This is a genomic window from Modicisalibacter luteus DSM 23508, from assembly GCF_000378505.1.
GTDB lineage: Bacteria > Pseudomonadota > Gammaproteobacteria > Pseudomonadales > Halomonadaceae > Modicisalibacter > Modicisalibacter luteus.
Map to the genome: position 1 here is coordinate 136332 of NZ_KB899996.1, position 18752 is coordinate 155083.

Consider the following 18752-nt stretch of genomic DNA (forward strand, 5'->3'; position numbering starts at 1 on the left):
GTATCTGATCAGAACGTGAACCAAGGGATGCTGCGAAGGCAGGAAAGCAGTGAGCGCCCCGAACATCCCTGCCAGGTACCAATTCGCTCCGTCTCATGAACCGTAGTCAAAGCCTTCAGGCTTGTCTAAGCACGAGCCGGCTCTAGAACCGATACATACAGTACGGAACAAAAAGCTACACAGACGCGATATCCCAGGGTCGCGATGGCTACCCCGCTGGCCCCGAATAGATGTTAGCCTTCACTTACCGGCAAGGAACGACCGGCGCAATCAGGTCGACATCGAGCGATGCCGAGCCTTTGGAGAGTTTTGGAAATGCGTAACTTCTTTCTGCTGCGTCGCCCGCTACCGCGGCGAACCGTGGTCTTCTGCCACTTGGTGGCCCAGGTGGCATTACTGCTCAATGGCGCACTCTGGCTCGCCTGGCAAACCCCTTGGCTGACCGAAACCAGTTGGCTTGAAGCGTGGCCGAGCCTGGCCCTTGGCGGAGGCCTGCTGCTAATTGCCGTCGTCGGGGTTCGCCTACTCGCCGACCTGCTCATGCTGCCGCACTACGTTGCCGGTGGCTTGCGCCAGGGATTCATGCCCGGTGCGGTGATGACCCGCTCGTTCGATCGGCGCCCTGCGGTCCATGACCCGCATGAGACCTGGGTCAATGACACCCGACCGACCGGCCAGCCAGCAATTCTGGATGAAGAGGCCGTCGGCAACGCACGGGTGATTCAGCCTCGCCGTCCCTTTTCCACCCGCCAGGGCGCTGGTGAGAAGGCGGATAGCGAGGCTGCCGTCGCGTCAACGCCTCGCCAGGAACCCAAGTTTTGACGAGGCGTCGGCACGGGCTCGCCTTGGGAGGTTCCAGGCGAGCCCCCGTGTTCAATGGCCAAGGATCTGACTGAGAAACAGTTGGGTTCGCTCGGAACGAGGGTTGTTGAAAAAGCTTTCCGGTGGGGCCTGCTCGATGATCTGGCCTTGGTCCATGAAAATCACCCGATCGGCTACGGTCTTGGCGAAGCCCATCTCGTGGGTTACACAGAGCATGGTCATGCCTTCGTGGGCCAGCTCGACCATGACATCGAGCACTTCCTTGATCATCTCGGGGTCGAGTGCCGAGGTGGGCTCATCGAACAGCATCACATCGGGGCGCATGCACAGCGCCCGGGCGATGGCTACGCGCTGCTGCTGTCCTCCGGAAAGCTGACCGGGATACTTGTACGCCTGATCGGCGATCTGCACCCGCTCGAGATACTCCATGGCCAGCGTCTCTGCTTCGCGGCGAGGCTTCTTTTGTACCCAGACCTGAGACAGGCAGCAATTTTCCAGCACGCTCAGGTGCGGGAACAGGTTGAAATGCTGGAACACCATGCCGACCTGCCGGCGAATCTGCTCGATACGCTTGACGTCCTGCGTCATCAGGACCCCGCCGACTATGATCTCTCCCTGCTGATGCTCTTCAAGGTGGTTGATACAGCGAATCAATGTCGACTTACCCGACCCCGACGGACCGCAGATGACGATGCGCTCACCGCGGGCTACCGTCAGATCGATGTCGCGCAGAACATGGAAATCTCCATACCACTTGTTGAGCCGCTTGATCTCGATCATCGGCTCGTTGCTGGCACTTGCCGCCGGAGTGTTCATTGTCGTTATCCTCAAACGTAAGTCAGTGATGGCGTCGGATACGACACGCTGGTGAGTTCAGCCCGTGCCGTGCCGATATTAGCGCTTGTGCCCGGTATGCAATTTGCGCTCGATATACTGGCTGTAGCGCGACATGCTGAAGCAGAAGATCCAGAACACCAGCGCGGCAAAAACATACCCCTCAGTGGCGAACCCCAGCCAGCTAGGGTCAGTCAGACCGGCGCGAATGATCGCCAGCAAATCGAACAAACCGATGATCAGTACCAACGAGGTATCCTTGAACAACGCAATGAAGGTGTTGACGATTCCTGGAATGACCAGCTTCAACGCCTGCGGAAGAATGATCAGCCCCATCCGCTGCCAGTAACCCAGCCCCAGCGCCTGGCCAGCCTCGTTCTGCCCCTTGTCGATGGCCTGCAAGCCACCACGCACCACCTCGGCCATATAGGCGCTCCAGAAGAACATGATGCCGACCAGTGCGCGTAGCAACTTGTCGAACTCGACTTCCGTAGGTACGAACAGAGGCAACATCACCGAGGCCATGAACAATACGGTGATCAGCGGCACCCCACGCCAGAACTCGATGAAAACGACACAGACGCTCTTTACAAGCGGCATGCTGGAGCGTCGTCCCAAAGCCAGGATGATGCCCAGCGGCAGCGAGCCGGCAATCCCTATCGTAGCGATTGCCAGGGTCAGCATCAGACCGCCCCATTCCCGGGTCGGGACGTAAGTCAGGCCGAAGGAGCCGCCGATCAACAGGACATAAGCGATCACAGGAAAGCCAACCAGCGCAAACAGGCCAACCCAACGCTTGTAAGGGAGACGAGGAATCACCAGCCAAGCAACCAGAATCGCCAGCATGGCGAAGACGATATCGACACGCCAGCGCGCGGCAGGCGGGTAGAACCCGTAAACGATCGTCTCGAAACGCGCCGAGATGAAGACCCAGCAGGCCCCCTCCCCGGTACAGTCCGCGCGTGTCTGGCCAATCCAATCGGCCTGAAACACACTCCACTGGAGCATTGGCCAGAGCGCCCAGGCCAGAAGCGCCGCGGTAATGACCGTAACCGCACTGTTGATTGGCCCATTGAAAAGATTCTTGTGCAGCCAGCCGAGAACGCCACTACGCAGATCTGGTGGCCGGCGGGCCTCGATCATTCGCTCATAAGCCGAGGTCGTAGTCATCTCAGCGCTCCTTCAGCAGGGTGCGGGCGTTGTAGATATTCATTAACGCCGACACCAGCAAACTGATTATCAAGTAAACGGCCATGGTCATGGCCACGATCTCGATGGCCTGGCCGGTCTGGTTGAGGGCTGTCCCGGCAAAGACGGCCACCAGGTCGGGGTAACCGATGGCCGTGGCTAGCGACGAATTCTTGATGAGATTCAGGTACTGGCTGGTCAGCTGCGGCACGATGACTCGCATCGCCTGGGGAATCACCACTTTGCGCAAGGTAATACTGCCGGGCAGGCTCAGCGAGTTGGCGGCTTCAACCTGGCCGTGGGGAACCGACTGGATTCCCGAACGCACGATCTCAGCAATGAATGACGCCGTGTAGATCGATAGCGCCAGCCATAAAGCCATGAACTCGGGAATGATCGTGACCCCACCGCGGAAGTTGAACCCCGTCAGCTCGGGAACTGACCACTCCAGCGGCATGCCGGTGACCAGAAAGATGGCTAGCGGCACGCCGATGATCGTGGCAGTTCCCAGCCAGTAAATCGGCAGGGCCTTACCCGTACGCGCCTGACGCCGCCGTGCGAAGACCGCTAACGCTATCGTGATCACGATAGCGGCCAGCAGGGCCCAGGGTGTCGCTGCGAATCCCGGCAGCGGCTGAGGGTCCGGCATGACCAGACCACGCACGTTGGAAAAGAAGGTATCGAAGACAGACAGGCTTTGGCGCGGACTGGGCAGCGCCTGAAGTACAGCGAAATACCAGAACAGGATCTGCACCAGCAGCGGAATATTGCGGAAGGTCTCAACAAAGGCTGCCGCGAGCTTGGCCAGCAGCCAGTTTGTGGATAGACGTGCGATCCCCACCGCAAAGCCGATGATGGTCGCGGCGATGATGCCCATGATCGATACGAGCAACGTATTCAGCAGCCCGACGACAAACGTGCGTGCATACGTGCTGTCGCCGGAATAGTCGATCAGGGTCTGCGGGATCGAGAAGCCGGCTCGCTCGTTGAGAAAACCAAACCCAGTAGTGATGCCCCGGGATTCCAGGTTGGCCATCGTGTTGAGCACGATCATCGTAATCAGCGCAAGTAGCGCCAATAGCAGGATCGCCTGGAACACCAGGGCCCGAAAGGCAGGGTCACGCCATAGCGCCCCCCGCTTGCGGGAAGAAGAACGCAGCATATCGAGCCTCTGACACGGTTACACGAAAGGGCACCACACATGTCGCCACGTGTGGTGCAAACTGCCTTGGTCAGCCAGTGTCAGCGAACCGGCGGCGCGTAGAGAATGCCACCTTCGTTCCACAGCGCGTTCATGCCACGGCTAATGTTCAGCGGGGATTCCTCGCCCACGGTGTGGCTGAAGACTTCGCCGTAGTTGCCCACATGCTTGAGGATGTTATAGGCCCAATCATTGGACAGCCCCAGCTGCTCGCCATAGTTGCCATCGACGCCAAGCAGACGAGCCACCTGTGGACTCGGCGGATCGTTCCGCATGTCGTCGACATTTTCGCTGGTCACGCCCAGCTCTTCGGCATTGATCATGGCGAAGATCGTCCATTTGACGATATCGAACCACTGATCATCACCCTGGCGGACTACCGGACCGAGCGGCTCCTTGGAGATCAGGTTTTCAAGAATCTCGACGCTGTCAGGGTTCGGCAATTGCAGACGCAGCGCACTGAGCTGTGAGGTGTCGGATGTCAATACATCGCAACGGCCACTGGCGAAGCCCTGCGCGGTCTGGTCAGGCGTATCGAACGTAACCGTATCGATGTTGATATTGCGCGAGGGGAAGTAGTCAGCCAGGTTGAGTTCATGTGTCGTGCCTGACTGGATACAGATGGATGCCCCGTCGAGGTCTTCCAGGTTTTTAATCCCCAGGCTCTTGTCGAGCATGAAGCCCTGGCCATCGTAGAAGGTAGTGGTGGTGAAGTTGAGCCCCAGCGAATTGTCGCGGGTAGCCGTCCAGGTAGTGTTGCGTGAGAGCACGTCGATTTCGCCGGACTGCAGGGCCGTGAAGCGCTCCTTGGCGGTTAGCGGGGTGAAAACGACTTTCTCAGGATCATTGAAGATGGCCGCTGCAATGCCGCGACAGGTTTCGACATCCAGGCCCTGCCATGTACCGTTCTCATTGGTGGATGAGAAACCCGAAAGCCCCACGTTGACCCCACAATTAAGGTTTCCGCGCGCTTCGACATCATCGAGCGTTGCTGCCTGAACGCTGGAAATGCCCCCAGTGAAAGCCAGGGCCATCGGTAATGCGAACAGGATTTTGTTTTTATCGATCATGTAGGTAGAACTCCTATCTTTATTTTTAGTCACACTTGGTTACTTGCACTACAACATTAGCAAAGACCCTGCCATTTCACCCAGACCAACGAGGCAAACGCCTGTCCAACGCAAAATCCCGGCCTGTTTCTCAGCGAGCCTGCAAGGCGCGCTGTATAAAAAAGGCAATGACAGTGCACCGTGGTGAACGTCCGCACCAGTATGGCTCAGTAGCCTATTGCCCGAAGCGGCTTGGCTGTACGCCATTGCGTGGTTTTTAACCATGCCAGGGGAAAACACGCCGGGACATAATCAGAGCCACCAGCCCCAACGCAGCTCCTAGCGCGTTGGCCAGCATGTCGGCAGGATCCGCCCCGAGGCGTCCGGGCACGGCAATCTGTGCAAACTCGATCACAACACCGTAGGCCGAGACCATCCCCCAGGCAAGCATGGCACGTATCCCTGCCAGTCCGGTCAGCAGCGCCAACACAGCGTAACCGGCGAAATGATTGAACTTGTCCCAGGGCAGGCTCTGGGGCATTTCGTCACCCGGTGTCAGGCTGCCGATGGCGATAGCCACCGCACCGGCAACCGCCGCTACGGCCCACAGTCGTCGGTCGCGGTAGAGCGCGCGCCATGTCATGACGTGTGATAAGCCGGGCTGAGCTCGTGCAGGGCTTCCATGAATGCCGTGACATGCTCCGGATCGGTGAACTGGCTGATGCCATGCCCAAGGTTGAAGATGTGCCCCGTGCCTTCGCCATAGCTATCGAGGATGCGCGCCACTTCAGTGCGGATCGCGGCGGGATGGGCAAACAGCACGTTGGGATCGAGGTTGCCCTGCAGCGCTACGCGATGGCCGACTCTGGCACGTGCATCGGCCAGTTCCGTGGTCCAGTCCAGACCCACGGCATCGGCCCCGGTCGAGGCGATATGCTCGAGCCACTGGCCACCGTTCTTGGTGAACAGGATGACCGGAACCCGGCGACCTTCGTGCTCGCGGATCAGCCCGGCAACGATCTGTTCCATATAACGCAGCGAGAATTCACGATACGCGGGAGTGGTCAGCGTTCCGCCCCAGGTGTCGAAGATCTGGACCACCTGGGCGCCAGCACGGATCTGCGCGTTGAGGTAGTCGGTCACCGATTGAGCGAGCAGGCCGAGCAGCTGATGCATGGTATCGGGGTTGCCATAGAGCATCGACTTGACGTGGCGGAAGTCCTTGCTGGAAGCCCCTTCCACCATGTAGGTGGCCAGCGTCCAGGGGCTGCCCGAGAAGCCGATTAGCGGCACTCGGCCATTGAGTTCTCGGCGGATAGTCGAAACCGCCTTCATCACATAACCCAGGTCGCGCTCGGCGTCCGGCAGCGTCAGCGCCTCGACGTCCTCGGCAGTGCGCACCGGCTTACGGAACTTCGGGCCTTCACCGGTCTCGAAGTACAACCCCAGCCCCATGGCATCGGGGATGGTGAGAATATCCGAGAACAGGATGGCTGCATCCAGCGGATAGCGCTCCAGCGGCTGCAGCGTGACCTCACAGGCGCGATCGGCATCACGGCACAGGTCCATGAAGCTGCCCGCCTCGCCACGAACCTGGCGGTACTCGGGCAGGTAACGACCGGCCTGGCGCATCATCCAGACAGGCGTACGATCCACTGGTTGGCGGGCCAGGGCGCGGAGAAAGCGGTCGTTCTTGAGTTCCATCGGGGATCTCGTCACCTCGCGAATTTGCCATCATTGTAACGGATGGGGCTGGCCGCCTGTTATAATACGATCCTTTATCCGGGCAGTAGTCCGCGTCTATCGAGGTATATCGTGTCGATCCGCTTCATTGCCGCCTCCAAGCTCCCCACGCCCTGGGCCACCTTTACCATGCACGGTTTCGAGGATGAGGCTACCGGCAAGGATCACATCGCCCTGACCCTGGGTGACGTGGCCGACGGTGCGCCGGTACTCGGGCGGGTGCATTCGGAGTGCCTGACCGGCGATGCGCTGTTCTCGATGCGCTGCGATTGCGGATATCAACTTCAGGAAGCGCTCAAGCGAATCGCCGACGAGGGCCGTGGCGTGCTGCTTTATCTGCGTCAGGAAGGCCGCGGTATCGGCCTGCTCAACAAGATCCGTGCCTATAATCTGCAGGACCAGGGCTATGACACAGTTGAAGCCAACGAGCACCTGGGCTTCGGTGCCGATCTTCGCCGCTACGACCTGTGCGTGCCGATGCTCGATCATCTGGGCATCAGCGCCCTCAAGCTGATGACCAACAATCCGCGCAAGGTCGATGCATTGACCCGGGACGGCGTAACTATTGCCGAGCGTCTACCATTGACCACTGGGCTCAACCCCCATAACGAGGGCTATCTGACCACCAAGGCCGGCAAGCTGGGCCACATGATGGCACTCGACGATTTCACGTTGGCGCGCGACGTGGATATCGACCGCAAATCCTGAGCTACGCTTGATTTGAGGGCGGCAAGCATCGCTCTCGCCGCCAGTCTCATCGGATGATGACTGTCGAACGATACGGTGACTCAAGGAGGTGTCGCTATGTCGCGCTCAGGTCCTGAGCATGACGGCGAATTCAGCGTGTTCGAGGAGCTTCTGCATAGTGTGAGTCATGGCATCGGCGCCGTGCTCAGCCTTGCCGGAGTAGTCGTACTCATCGTGCTGACAGCGCTGGCAGCGCATATCGATCCCTGGAAGATCGCCGGGGTCAGCCTCTACGGGATCACCCTGGTGCTGCTTTATACCGCCTCGACGCTCTACCACGGGGTCCGCCACCCCCGGCTCAAGCGCGCCTTCCAGACACTCGACCACTGCTCGATCTATTTGCTGATTGCCGGTACTTACACACCGTTCCTGCTCGTCAATCTGCGTGGCCCACTGGGCTGGACGCTGTTCGGTGTGATCTGGGGGCTGGCGCTCGGCGGCATTGCCCTCAAGTTGTTATGGCCGCATCGCTTCGGCGTATTGCGCGTCGTCGTCTATCTGATCATGGGCTGGCTGATCGTGATCGCCTCTGGCGAGCTGGGTCATCGCTTGTCGGACATCACCCTGACACTACTGGTTGCCGGCGGCATCACTTACACGGTCGGTGTCATCTTCTACGCGGTCCGCGCCATTCCCTTTCACCATGCCATCTGGCACCTGTTCGTGCTAGGCGGCAGTGTCTGCCACTACTTCGCCGTGTATACCGCCATACTGCCCGAATCGGCCTAGGTTCGTTACCTGTGAGAAGATGCAACGGACTCGACATCATTGATCGGCTACGCTTACTTCTCGCCGAGCAGCACTGCTTTCCTCTTGGGCATGCGGTACGCGTTGAGAACGCCTAGCGTCGGCTTACAGGCAGGCCGCCAACCGGTCACCGCGCACCTGTTCACCATGCCATTGCGCTACCAAGGATACGATTCTCATGTTTCGCTGGTTTGAAAGCCGTCTCGATCCGTTTCCTGCGGAGGAGCCGAGCCGCCCTCCCGACACCCTGATCGCCTTCTGCCTGCATTACACCCGCGGTGCCTGGCCATTCCTGGCCGCGTCGGCGTTGCTGATGGCAGCTATCGCCATCACCGAGGTATGGATCTTCGGGTTTCTAGGCAACATCGTCGATTGGCTGTCGTCGCAGGAGCGCGAGACGTTTCTGGCGGATCAGGGCTGGAAGCTCGCCGGGATGGCATTACTGATCCTGGTCGGGCTGCCATTGATGGTGATGGGTCATTCGTTGATCAACCAGCAGACCCTGATGGGCAATTACCCCATGCGCATCCGCTGGCAGACGCACCGCTACTTGCTCAAGCAATCGATGGGGTTCTATCAGGATGAGTTCGCCGGACGCATCGCCACCAAGCTGATGCAGACCGCTCTGGCCGTACGTGAATGCGTAATCAAATTGTTCGACGTACTCAACTACGTGACCGTCTATTTTCTCGGCACCTTGGTGCTGGTCGGGATCGCCGACTGGCGCCTGGCAGTCCCGTTGGCGGTGTGGCTGATCGGCTACCTGCTGCTGCTTCGCTACTTCGTGCCCATTCTCGGTCGTGTGTCCAAGGATCAGGCCGACGCGCGTTCGCAGATGACCGGGCGCATCGTAGATAGCTATTCCAACATACAGACCGTCAAGCTGTTCTCCCATGCCCGGCGCGAGGCCGCCTATGCCCGCGAGGGCATGCATGGCTTCCTGACGACCGTGCATCGCCAGATGCGCCTGGTCACGGGGCTCTACGGCACGCTCTACGTGCTCAACTCGCTGCTGCTGTTCAGTGTGGGAGCGCTGTCGATCTGGCTGTGGATGAACGAGGCGGTAAGTATCGGCGCCGTGGCGGTTGCTCTCGGCCTGGTGCTGCGTCTCTGGGGCATGTCGCAGTGGATCATGTGGGAAGTGTCGGCGCTGTTCGAGAATATCGGCACCGTGCAGGACGGCATCAGTTCCATCGCCCTGCCGCATCATGTTGAGGATCGCCCCGCTGCCAAGCCGCTGGTGGTCAGCCAGGGCGCATTGCGCTTCGATCATATCCGCTTCCATTACGGCAAGGGCAGCGGCGTGATAGATGACCTATCGCTGGATATTCGTCCCGGCGAGAAAATCGGCCTGGTCGGGCCATCGGGGGCTGGCAAGTCGACGCTGGTCAACCTGTTGCTGCGCTTCCATGACCTGGAGGGCGGGCGCATCCTGATCGACGATCAGGATATCGCCGAAGTTACCCAGGAGAGTCTGCGCGCACACATCGGCATGGTTACCCAGGACACTTCGCTGCTGCACCGCTCGGTACGCGACAATCTGCGCTACGGCCGTCCCGATGCCGATGAAACATCGATGCGCCAAGCCGCCGAGCAGGCCCACGTTGCCAGTTTCATCGACGGCCTGCGCGATATCCAGGGTCGCACTGGGTATGACTCCCACGTCGGCGAACGTGGCGTCAAACTCTCCGGCGGCCAGCGCCAGCGCATCGCCATCGCCCGGGTGATACTCAAGGATGCGCCGATACTGATCCTCGACGAAGCCACGTCGGCACTCGATTCCGACGTCGAATCAGCCATCCAGGAGAATCTCGATCGCTTGATGGCCGGCAAGACGGTAATCGCCATCGCTCATAGGCTGTCCACCATTGCCGCCATGGACCGGCTTGTGGTGATGGATCGCGGCCGGATCGTCGAGCAGGGAACCCATGATGAGCTGCTTCAGCTCAATGGCCTTTACGCCCGGCTTTGGCAACATCAGTCTGGGGGATTTCTGGATGCCGGAGACGAGGAAGCCACCGACAGCGCGGCGGCTTCCGAGGATGTGTGAAGCGGGCGTCGTCAGGTGCTGGCGGCGCGCGCCTTGGTGATCAGCTCGTAGGCGTTGCCGATCTCACGGGTACGCTGTTCCGCCATCTCGCGCATGCTTTCCGGCAGCCCCTTGCCGGCCAGCTTGTCAGGGTGATTCTGGCTCATCAGACGACGGTAGGCCTTCTTGATCTCGGCATCGCTGGCGTCAGCGTTCACCCCCAGCACGCGGTAGGCATCTTCCAGCGCCTGGCCAGAGGGCGCACCGCCCGCCGCCTGCCCCCCGCCGCGCAGCAGGGCTTCGATCTGGGCAACTTCCGCCTCGGAAAAGCCCAGGCCACGTGCCACCCGCAGAAGCACCTCCCGCTCGGCGGGGTGTACCTGGCCATCGGCAGCTATCGCTGAAAGCTGAACCTGCAGAAACAGCTGCAGCATGCCACGATGACCACCGGTGACACGCCGTACCCTGGCCAGCTCGGCATCCAGATCGAAATCTGGCGCCTTGCCTCGATTGAACGCTGTACGTGCCTGGGCACGCTGCGCCTCACTCAGGCGCAAGCGGTCCCACAGCCGCCGGGAAACATCCAGCTCGTCCTGGGTAACCTGCCCATCCGCCTTGCACACACATCCCATGACCGCAAAAATCGAAGCCAGAAACTGATCCTGGGCCTGAGCCAGCTTGCCGATGATGTTCTTGCGCAGGCGATGAGCCAGCCAGTAGCCGAGTGCAGCCCCAATGAGCAGCCCCGGAAGGCGGCCAATCAGATAGCCGATCAGGCCACCTATCACTACCGCTATCAGCATGTTTTCCTCGTTGGTGTCATGGCGGCGAGTTTATTTCCCGGCTTCGGGCGGTACGCTTTCCTGCGTCGAGACAGGTCGGCGTCGAATCGCAGCTTCGATGCCCTCGGCGTCGAGACCGCATTCGTGCAACAGCTGGGCTGGCTTGCCGTGCTCGATGAAACGGTCGGGTATGCCCAGGTTGAGCACTGCCACCTGTACACCCTCGTCGGCCAGCAACTCGTTGACCCCGCTGCCGGCGCCGCCCGCTACTGCGTTCTCTTCCAGCGTGACAAGCAGCTCGTGCTCACGGGCTGCCTCGAGCACCGCCTGACGATCGAGAGGTTTTACCGAGCGCATGTTGTAGTGAGTCGCATCGAGGCGCTCGGCAGCTTCGGCGGCGGGCGTATTGAGACTACCGAAGGCCAGCAGGGCGATTTTGCTGCCTTTCCGACGCCGCTCGGCGCGGCCGATCTCCAGCGCATCGAGATGCACCGGGATTTCGCTGCCGGGCCCAGTGCCGCGCGGATAGCGTACCGCCGCCGGGCCCGAGTGATGGTAGGCGGCGCTGAGCATTGCACGGCACTCGGCCTCGTCGGCCGGGGCCAGGATCACCATGCCGGGCACGCAGCGCAGATAGGAAAGATCCAGCGCACCATGGTGAGTGGGGCCGTCCTCGCCCACCAGCCCGGCGCGGTCGATGGCGAAGGTCACATCGAGATGCTGCACGGCGATATCGTGGATCAACTGGTCATAGCCACGCTGCAGAAACGTCGAGTAGATGGCCACCACCGGTTTCATGCCCTCACAGGCCATTCCTGCAGCCAACGTCAACGCATGCTGCTCGGCGATCGCCACGTCATAGTAGCGCTCGGGATATTCCTGGGAAAAGCGAACCAGATCCGAGCCCTCGCGCATCGCCGGAGTGATACCGATCAACCGTCCATCCGCCGCCGCCATGTCGCATAGCCAGTCGCCGAACACGTTGCAGAATTTACGCGGTTTCGGGCGCGATGAGCCGCTGGACGGACCGGACTTGGCGGATGCCGGTGCCTGAGCAGCCGGTGATTGAGGCCCCCCCTGCCCGATCTCGGCAGCGTTGGCCTTCTCCAGCTTGGTGATCGCGTGGTAGCCGATCGGGTCGGCCTCGGCCGGCCGAAAGCCCTTGCCCTTGCTGGTCTTGATGTGCAGGAATTGCGGGCCGTCCAGATCGCGCATTGTGCGCAGGGCATGGACCAGCCCCGGCAGGTCATGACCGTCGATGGGTCCGATGTAGTTGAAACCCATCTCCTCGAACAGCGTCGCCGGGCTGACCATGCCCTTGACGTGCTCTTCGGTGCGACGCGCCAGCTCCAGCGCCCCGGGTAACTTCGAGAGTACCTTCTTGCCACCCTCACGCACCGTGATGTAAGGCGCACTGGTGAGGATGCGCGCCAGGTAGGTGGCCATGCCGCCCACGTTCTCGGAGATCGACATTTCATTGTCGTTGAGAATCACCAACAGGTTGGCGTCGACGTGGCCGGCATGCGCCAGCGCCTCGAAGGCCATGCCTGCCGTCAGCGCGCCATCGCCGATCACCGCACAGACGCGTCGCTTCTCGCCACGAGTGCGGGCAGCCAGTGCCATGCCCAGCGCGGCACTGATCGAGGTGCTGGAGTGTCCGACGCCGAACGTGTCGTACTCCGACTCACCGCGCTTGGGAAACGCGGCCAATCCGCCATATTGGCGAATGGTAGTCATCGCCTCGCGGCGCCCGGTAAGTATCTTGTGCGGGTAGGCCTGATGACCAACGTCCCATACCAGCCGGTCATAAGGCGTTTCCAGCGCATGATGCAAGGCCACGGTCAGCTCGATCACCCCCAGCCCAGCGCCAAAATGGCCGCCGCTACAGCCAACGCTGTAGAGCAGGTAAGCACGCAATTCATCGGCCAGCGTGCGCAATTGCGTAGTACTCATACTGCGCAGCGCATCGGGCGTGTCGATGGTGTCGAGCAACGGCGTCGCCGGACGCTCGACGGGAATCTCGTCGAACAACTTCATAGAGGCTCTTATCAGTAGTCGCGCTCGATCATGTATTTCGCCAAGGCCGCCAATGGCGCACCAGCCTCGCCCAGTGGAGTCAGGGCGCTCAAGGCGTCGTCCAGTAGCGCGTGGGCCTTGGCTTTTGCCCCCTCGAGGCCGAGCAAGGATGGGTAGGTCGGCTTGTCGCGAGCGGCATCGGCGCCGGAGGCCTTGCCCAAGGTGGCCGGGTCGCCGGTCACATCGAGGATGTCATCCTGTATCTGGAAGGCCAGCCCGACCGCCGCGCCGTATTCATCGATCGCAATGACCCGCGGATCGGTTTCGGACACGGCGGTCAGCGCCCCGAGGCGCACGGCCGCGCGGATCAGGGCACCGGTCTTGTAGCAATGCACCCGGGCAAGGCTGTCGACGTCCAGCGTATTGCCGACCGATTCCAAGTCCAGCGCCTGGCCTGCAGCCATGCCGTCACGACCGGCGGCCTGGGCCAGGGTGCGCACCATGGCCCCCAAACGGTCATGCCCGGCATCGGCCAGGTATTCGAAGGCTAGCGTCTGCAAGGCATCGCCGGCCAGAATGGCCGTGGCCTCGTCGAAGGCGCAGTGGACGGTGGGCTGGCCACGGCGCAGGTCGTCGTCGTCCATGGCCGGCAAGTCGTCATGGACCAGCGAGTAGGCATGGATCAATTCGACGGCAACGGCCGCCGGGTCGAGATCCTCATCGCAGGCACCCAGCGCGCGCCCGGCGGCATAGACCAGCACCGGCCGCAGGCGCTTGCCATTGCCCAGCACGCCATAGCGCATTGCCGCCTCGAGGCGCTCGGCTCCCACGTCGCGATGTTCGAAGAGTTCCTCGAGTTCTGCATTGACCCGGGCGCGGTCAGCATCCAGGCGCAGCGGCAGCGCCTCCAATTCATCGATCATTACCGGCCTCCGGGGGCATCGAGGGGGATTCGAACGGCACTTCGTCGAGCGAACCGTCGGGTCGCTCGATGAGGGCTCGCACCTTGAGTTCGGCCTCATCGAGGCGCTTCTGGGCATCGCGAGTCAGGCGCACACCCTGTTCGAAGGCGGTCAACGAGGCTTCCAGCGTCAGCTCGCCGGACTCCAGTTGTCCGACCAGCGCCTCGAGCCTGTCGAGCGTGGCGGCAAAATCCACGCTCCCATTCTCCTTGTCTGCCATGACTTCTCGCTCATCGCTGTGGGCCTGCGAAACGGCCCTGGTGAATCCGGTCGAATGCAGGATGCCATGCCGGCAACCCATCGGGAATCCAGGGGGCACAGTATACACGCTCCCTTACCGGGCGCGCCGTCCCGACATGGCCTTCGGGAGCAGCATCGTGCATGCCATTCATGCACAATCCCCGGCATTTTCATCCAGCCCTGACGCGGCTGTGCTACGATAAGCCCCCTGTTGGCGCATCACTTTTCACAGCGTGGCCCTCACCTCTCCTGCCCGGGCCGTAGTCTTTGCGAAGAACATATGCCAACAGGCTAAAAAACCATACTGAAAGAGCGCGGCACAAGCCGCCGTAAGGGTTGATTCGACAATGGCCAAGACGTCCCTGGACAAGAGCAAGATCAAAATCCTGCTGCTCGAGGGCATCCACCAGTCTGCGGTGGATAACTTACTGAACGCCGGTTACACCAACATCGAGCACCTGCAGACGTCGCTGGACGAAGAATCGCTGATCGAGAAGATTCGCGACGTCCATTTCATCGGCATCCGCTCGCGCACCCATCTCACCGAGCGCGTGTTCGCGGCGGCCGAGAAGCTCGCCGCGGTCGGCTGCTTCTGCATCGGCACCAATCAGGTCGACCTGAGCGCGGCACTGGTGCGCGGCATCCCGGTCTTCAACGCCCCCTACTCCAACACCCGCTCGGTCGCCGAACTGGTGCTTGCCGAAACCATTATGCTGTTGCGCGGCATCCCCGAAAAGAGCACTCGCGCGCATGCCGGTGGCTGGCTCAAGAGCGCCAAGAACTCCCACGAAGTGCGTGGCAAGACGCTGGGCATCATCGGCTACGGCAGCATCGGCGCGCAGCTCTCGGTATTGGCCGAGTCGCTGGGCCTGGACGTGATCTACTACGATGTGGTCACCAAGCTGGGGATGGGCAACGCCCGCCAGGTCGGTAGTATGGAAGAGCTGCTGGCGCGTGCCGACGTGGTCAGCCTGCATGTTCCGGACCTGCCCTCCACCCGCTGGATGATCGGCAAGGAACAGATTGCGCTGATGAAGCAGGGCGGCATTCTGATCAATGCCTCGCGAGGCAGCGTGGTGGTGATCGAGGAACTCGCCGAGGCACTCAAGAGCGGCAAGCTGCTGGGCGCGGCCATTGATGTGTTCCCGGTCGAGCCCAAGAGCAACGAGGAAGAGTTCGTCTCGCCGCTGCGCGGCCTGCCCAATGTGATCCTGACCCCGCACATCGGTGGATCGACGCTGGAAGCCCAGGAGAACATCGGCATCGAAGTGTCGGAGAAACTGGTTACCTATTCCGACAATGGGACCACCATTACTTCGGTCAACTTCCCCGAGGTCGCATTACCGGCGCATCCGGACAAGCATCGCCTGCTGCACATCCATGACAACGTGCCCGGCGTACTTTCCGAGATCAACCGTGTGCTCTCCGAGAATGACATCAACATCGCTGCCCAGTACCTGCAGACCAACGAAAAGGTCGGCTACGTGGTCATTGATGTCGACAAGGCCTATGGCCCGCAGGCACTCGAGGCGCTGAAGAAGGTCGATCACACCTTGCGTGTTCGCGTGCTCTACTCGGAAACCAACTACCAGGACTGATTTTGATCGGCACCTGGTCCACAGCGCCCCGGCAATCGCCGGGGCGCTGTTTTTTGTCTGAGCGGCACGCTCTTTTGTCGACTCACCCAATGCACCCGGCCGTAGCCGGGCGCTGAACGGGGCGCTCCAGGCAAATTCGCAAGGCATCCTCTCAGCGAGACCTCACGAGGGGATAACCGGTTAAAGCTTCGGTCTTCAGGCTGATGGTTCGGCCTGCCCTCGGGTGGCTGCCTGAATGTGCAGCGAACTGCCAATTCCAGCGCCGAAGGCCATCTCGAGAGGAAAGTTGGCCATTTCCGCCAGCCGCTCCATGTCCAGCACTTCCAGGTGACTCCGGGTCTTGCGGATAATGCCCTGCCCTTCCAGTTCCTTGAGCAGTCGACTGACATGGACATGCGTCAGGCCCAACGCCAGGCTGATGTGCTTCTGAAGCAGAGGAAAGGGGAAATCCCTGCCGATTTGGCGGTAGACCGCCTTGAGGCGATAGTAGATCTCGACGATAAAGTGCGCGATACGGCAGCGGGCATCGTTACCCAGAACGTTGACCAGCCGGTTGGTGAGCACTTCCTGCTGTCGGATGGCGTGAGTGTGAATTTCCATGGCCAGGGCTGGCGAATGCTCGAAGAGACGTTGCAACTGATGCTTGGTCAAGACGCTGACCGTCCCCTCGGTCAGCATGGCTGCCGTCGTGGTATGTCGTGGCAAGGACGCATCACGGATCCCCATCAGGTCGCCCGGGATGAATACATCGAGCACGTTGGCCGGCTGACCATCGCGGGTCTGATATGTATAGGCCCATCCGCTCTGCAGCATGTACAGCATGGAAGGCTCACTACCAGCCTGCCAGAGCAGGTGCTTCTTTTTCACGCTGATTGCTGGCGCTTCGATGGCATCCAGCAAGTCGGCCTGCAGCGAGCCAGGCATTAAAGGCAGTCCGTTGCTTGGGGGGCCCCCCTCTTCCTGTCCGGACATGACGTGCCTCCACTAACGCGACCGAAGTCGAACCAGATGTGCGTCTGGGCAAGGATTACTACCCGCCCCAAGGGTCTTGAAGTTAAACGCAAAATTTTAAAGTGTTTGTCTAACTTGGCCAAGAATCCCAATGTCATGAAGCCTGGATTGAATTTGGATATTTTCTTAGACACTGAACAAGTTAATTAAGATCAACTTGCTGACGATTGTTCATACCCAATCTCGGACACGCGAATGACAGGGCGCCGTGTAACGCTCCCAAACGCGTAGTGATTCGAGCTTATTTTCGGCTCTTTCATCTACCGAGAGCTTTTAAGTGCCGCTCTCCTGGTTACCTTCACGTTTCACTCCGTTCTAAAAAGTAACTTTTCTGCTCGAACAGGTACATGGCATAGCAATTGCTGCCCGTTCTGACTACGTTGGCCAATAAGTAAGACGTTGACATAGGGAAGTGAAGGGTCAACCAAGCGCTTGTTCAAGAACGCCATGGAGGCATGTAGATGAAAAGGAATGTATTCATCCCTGCGCTGGAGGAATTGCAGCGCATCGAGCTGGAGACCCTACGCAACGCCGACGATCTTTCCATTCATGGGCTTCTGGACATACCGACACTCGTCGAGCCGACGAACCTTTCTTTTAATAAGGTGCTAATCCAGGCCCGCCAGCAGCTGAATGAACTGAAACAGTTCACTGGCAGTGTCGACGCCATCATCGCTCACTGGGACTTTCCTACCAGTGTGCTGGTGCCAATCCTTTGTCGCGAGTTTGGCATTCCAGCGCCCCCGCTGGAGAGCGTGCTCAAGTGCGAACATAAATACTGGAGCCGCCTGGAGCAGCAGAAGGTTATTCCCGAAATGGTGCCGGCTTTTTGCACCGTCGACCCCTTCGCCGAGAACCCGCTGGAGCAGGTGACTCTCGACTATCCCTTCTGGCTCAAGCCGGTCAAGGCATTCTCTTCACAGCTTGGTTTCAAGATCGAGAACGCAGAACAGTTCCATGCTGCCATCGAAGAAACCCGCGAGAGCATTCGTCACTTCGGCGACCCGTTCAATGAGGCGCTGGAACACGCCGACCTGCCGCCCGAGATTCAACAGGCCAATGGTAATACCTGCATTGCCGAGCAGATCATTTCCGGCACGCAGGGGGCACCCGAAGGCACGGTGTTCCAGGGCGAGTTCAATGTTCACGGTGTATTCGATCAGCCCAAGGATGAGGGGCCAGCACCTTATGACAGGCTCGAATATCCCTCGAGTATGCCCGAGCGCATCCAGCGCCAGATGATCGATGCTTGCAAGCGCTTCCTTGAACACATCGGCTACGACAATGGCTGTTTCAACGCCGAGTTCATGTGGGACGAGGAAAACGACAAGCTATGGCTGGTCGAGTTCAATACGCGTATCTCGCAGTCGCACAGCGAGATGTTCATCATGGTCGATGGCATGTCCAACCATGAAGTGGCCATCGACATTGCCTTGGGCCAACGCCCCTCGATGCCTAACCGCCAAGGGCAGTTTCCCGTGGCCGCCAAATGCATCATCCACAAGCCGCACGAGGATGCCATCGTCAAGCGCGTCCCTAGCCTGGCGGAGCTCGAGAAGCTCAGAGAGCGTTTCCCCGGCACCAAGGTCAAGCTGGATGTCGAACCCGGCATGCGCTTGAGCGACCTGTCCAATCAGGACAGCTTCTCCTATCACCTGGGCACCATCTACTTGGGTGCAGACTCGCACGATCAGATCAGGGAGCGCTATCACGCCTGCCTGGAGGCGCTGCACTTCGAGTTCGACCCCGTCGAGGACTAAGCGACGTCAAGCAGGCAGTTTGC

Annotated in this window: 17 protein-coding genes; 6 read left to right on the top strand and 11 right to left on the bottom strand. The window is 60.3% G+C overall.

From position 1 onward, the window contains the following. Positions 1-315 precede the first annotated feature (315 nt). Positions 316-822, top strand: a complete 507-nt coding sequence (locus F568_RS0113035) for a hypothetical protein (protein ID WP_019019179.1) — start codon at positions 316-318, stop codon at positions 820-822. A 51-nt stretch (positions 823-873) separates the two neighbouring features. On the opposite strand, the gene F568_RS0113040 is transcribed toward F568_RS0113035, so the two are convergent. The 6 genes from F568_RS0113040 to hemE form a co-directional block, all read right to left on the bottom strand. After that, positions 874-1638, bottom strand: a complete 765-nt coding sequence (locus tag F568_RS0113040; RefSeq protein WP_019019180.1) for an amino acid ABC transporter ATP-binding protein — start codon at positions 1636-1638, stop codon at positions 874-876. Positions 1639-1716: 78 nt separating this feature from the next. Continuing rightward, a complete protein-coding gene (locus tag F568_RS0113045; protein ID WP_019019181.1) occupies positions 1717-2826 on the bottom strand; it encodes an amino acid ABC transporter permease in 1110 nt (369 codons plus the stop codon). 1 nt (position 2827) lies between these two features. Beyond that, complete coding sequence (locus tag F568_RS0113050; protein WP_019019182.1) at positions 2828-4006, bottom strand: amino acid ABC transporter permease; 1179 nt, start codon at positions 4004-4006, stop codon at positions 2828-2830. Positions 4007-4086: 80 nt separating this feature from the next. Further along, complete coding sequence (locus F568_RS0113055) at positions 4087-5115, bottom strand: amino acid ABC transporter substrate-binding protein (protein WP_019019183.1); 1029 nt, start codon at positions 5113-5115, stop codon at positions 4087-4089. A 256-nt stretch (positions 5116-5371) separates the two neighbouring features. Beyond that, complete coding sequence (locus F568_RS0113060; protein WP_019019184.1) at positions 5372-5737, bottom strand: VanZ family protein; 366 nt, start codon at positions 5735-5737, stop codon at positions 5372-5374. Continuing rightward, entirely contained in the window at positions 5734-6798 is a 1065-nt protein-coding gene (gene hemE, locus F568_RS0113065; RefSeq protein ID WP_019019185.1) for a uroporphyrinogen decarboxylase, read from the bottom strand. Before hemE ends, F568_RS0113060 begins: the two co-directional genes overlap by 4 nt. A 111-nt stretch (positions 6799-6909) precedes the next feature. Here hemE and ribA point away from each other — a divergent pair, with 111 nt between their 5' ends. The 3 genes from ribA (at position 6910) to F568_RS0113080 (ending at position 10381) form a co-directional block, all read left to right on the top strand. Beyond that, positions 6910-7545: a GTP cyclohydrolase II gene (ribA, locus tag F568_RS0113070; protein ID WP_019019186.1), complete on the top strand. Its 636-nt coding sequence runs from the start codon at positions 6910-6912 to the stop codon at positions 7543-7545. Between the two features lie 96 nt (positions 7546-7641). Beyond that, positions 7642-8313: a PAQR family membrane homeostasis protein TrhA gene (gene trhA, locus F568_RS0113075; RefSeq protein WP_019019187.1), complete on the top strand. Its 672-nt coding sequence runs from the start codon at positions 7642-7644 to the stop codon at positions 8311-8313. Between the two features lie 196 nt (positions 8314-8509). Further along, a complete protein-coding gene (locus F568_RS0113080) occupies positions 8510-10381 on the top strand; it encodes an ABC transporter ATP-binding protein (protein WP_019019188.1) in 1872 nt (623 codons plus the stop codon). A gap of 11 nt (positions 10382-10392) precedes the next feature. Here the strand turns inward: F568_RS0113080 and djlA are convergent, their stop codons facing one another. The 4 genes from djlA to F568_RS0113100 are packed head-to-tail and all read right to left on the bottom strand — an operon-like array spanning position 10393 to position 14340. Beyond that, a complete protein-coding gene (gene djlA, locus F568_RS0113085) occupies positions 10393-11163 on the bottom strand; it encodes a co-chaperone DjlA (RefSeq protein WP_019019189.1) in 771 nt (256 codons plus the stop codon). Between the two features lie 30 nt (positions 11164-11193). Then, entirely contained in the window at positions 11194-13179 is a 1986-nt protein-coding gene (gene dxs, locus F568_RS0113090) for a 1-deoxy-D-xylulose-5-phosphate synthase (RefSeq protein ID WP_019019190.1), read from the bottom strand. An 11-nt stretch (positions 13180-13190) separates the two neighbouring features. Beyond that, positions 13191-14081, bottom strand: coding sequence for a (2E,6E)-farnesyl diphosphate synthase (gene ispA, locus F568_RS0113095; RefSeq protein WP_019019191.1), 891 nt, complete (start codon positions 14079-14081; stop codon positions 13191-13193). Then, on the bottom strand, positions 14071-14340 hold the full coding sequence (locus tag F568_RS0113100) for an exodeoxyribonuclease VII small subunit (protein WP_026300532.1): 270 nt from the start codon (positions 14338-14340) through the stop codon (positions 14071-14073). Before F568_RS0113100 ends, ispA begins: the two co-directional genes overlap by 11 nt. 367 nt (positions 14341-14707) lie before the next feature. Here F568_RS0113100 and serA point away from each other — a divergent pair, with 367 nt between their 5' ends. After that, positions 14708-15958: a phosphoglycerate dehydrogenase gene (serA, locus tag F568_RS0113105; RefSeq protein ID WP_019019193.1), complete on the top strand. Its 1251-nt coding sequence runs from the start codon at positions 14708-14710 to the stop codon at positions 15956-15958. 195 nt (positions 15959-16153) lie between these two features. Here serA and F568_RS0113110 read toward each other — a convergent pair whose 3' ends face one another. Then, on the bottom strand, positions 16154-16930 hold the full coding sequence (locus tag F568_RS0113110) for a Crp/Fnr family transcriptional regulator (RefSeq protein WP_083933041.1): 777 nt from the start codon (positions 16928-16930) through the stop codon (positions 16154-16156). A 500-nt stretch (positions 16931-17430) separates the two neighbouring features. On the opposite strand from F568_RS0113110, the gene F568_RS0113115 reads away from it, so the two are divergent. Next, on the top strand, positions 17431-18729 hold the full coding sequence (locus tag F568_RS0113115; RefSeq protein WP_019019195.1) for an ATP-grasp domain-containing protein: 1299 nt from the start codon (positions 17431-17433) through the stop codon (positions 18727-18729). Positions 18730-18752: the final 23 nt, after the last annotated feature.

What these genes read in the sequence shown, in the direction of transcription:
- F568_RS0113035 (WP_019019179.1), top strand. Translation starts at nt 316, where the DNA reads ATGCGTAACTTCTTTCTGCTGCGTCGCCCGCTACCGCGGCGAACCGTG.
- F568_RS0113040 (WP_019019180.1), bottom strand. Translation starts at nt 1,638, where the DNA reads ATGAACACTCCGGCGGCAAGTGCCAGCAACGAGCCGATGATCGAGATC.
- F568_RS0113045 (WP_019019181.1), bottom strand. Translation starts at nt 2,826, where the DNA reads ATGACTACGACCTCGGCTTATGAGCGAATGATCGAGGCCCGCCGGCCA.
- F568_RS0113050 (WP_019019182.1), bottom strand. Translation starts at nt 4,006, where the DNA reads ATGCTGCGTTCTTCTTCCCGCAAGCGGGGGGCGCTATGGCGTGACCCT.
- F568_RS0113055 (WP_019019183.1), bottom strand. Translation starts at nt 5,115, where the DNA reads ATGATCGATAAAAACAAAATCCTGTTCGCATTACCGATGGCCCTGGCT.
- F568_RS0113060 (WP_019019184.1), bottom strand. Translation starts at nt 5,737, where the DNA reads ATGACATGGCGCGCGCTCTACCGCGACCGACGACTGTGGGCCGTAGCG.
- hemE (WP_019019185.1), bottom strand. Translation starts at nt 6,798, where the DNA reads ATGGAACTCAAGAACGACCGCTTTCTCCGCGCCCTGGCCCGCCAACCA.
- trhA (WP_019019187.1), top strand. Translation starts at nt 7,642, where the DNA reads ATGTCGCGCTCAGGTCCTGAGCATGACGGCGAATTCAGCGTGTTCGAG.
- F568_RS0113080 (WP_019019188.1), top strand. Translation starts at nt 8,510, where the DNA reads ATGTTTCGCTGGTTTGAAAGCCGTCTCGATCCGTTTCCTGCGGAGGAG.
- djlA (WP_019019189.1), bottom strand. Translation starts at nt 11,163, where the DNA reads ATGCTGATAGCGGTAGTGATAGGTGGCCTGATCGGCTATCTGATTGGC.
- dxs (WP_019019190.1), bottom strand. Translation starts at nt 13,179, where the DNA reads ATGAAGTTGTTCGACGAGATTCCCGTCGAGCGTCCGGCGACGCCGTTG.
- ispA (WP_019019191.1), bottom strand. Translation starts at nt 14,081, where the DNA reads ATGATCGATGAATTGGAGGCGCTGCCGCTGCGCCTGGATGCTGACCGC.
- F568_RS0113100 (WP_026300532.1), bottom strand. Translation starts at nt 14,340, where the DNA reads ATGGCAGACAAGGAGAATGGGAGCGTGGATTTTGCCGCCACGCTCGAC.
- serA (WP_019019193.1), top strand. Translation starts at nt 14,708, where the DNA reads ATGGCCAAGACGTCCCTGGACAAGAGCAAGATCAAAATCCTGCTGCTC.
- F568_RS0113110 (WP_083933041.1), bottom strand. Translation starts at nt 16,930, where the DNA reads ATGTCCGGACAGGAAGAGGGGGGCCCCCCAAGCAACGGACTGCCTTTA.
- F568_RS0113115 (WP_019019195.1), top strand. Translation starts at nt 17,431, where the DNA reads ATGAAAAGGAATGTATTCATCCCTGCGCTGGAGGAATTGCAGCGCATC.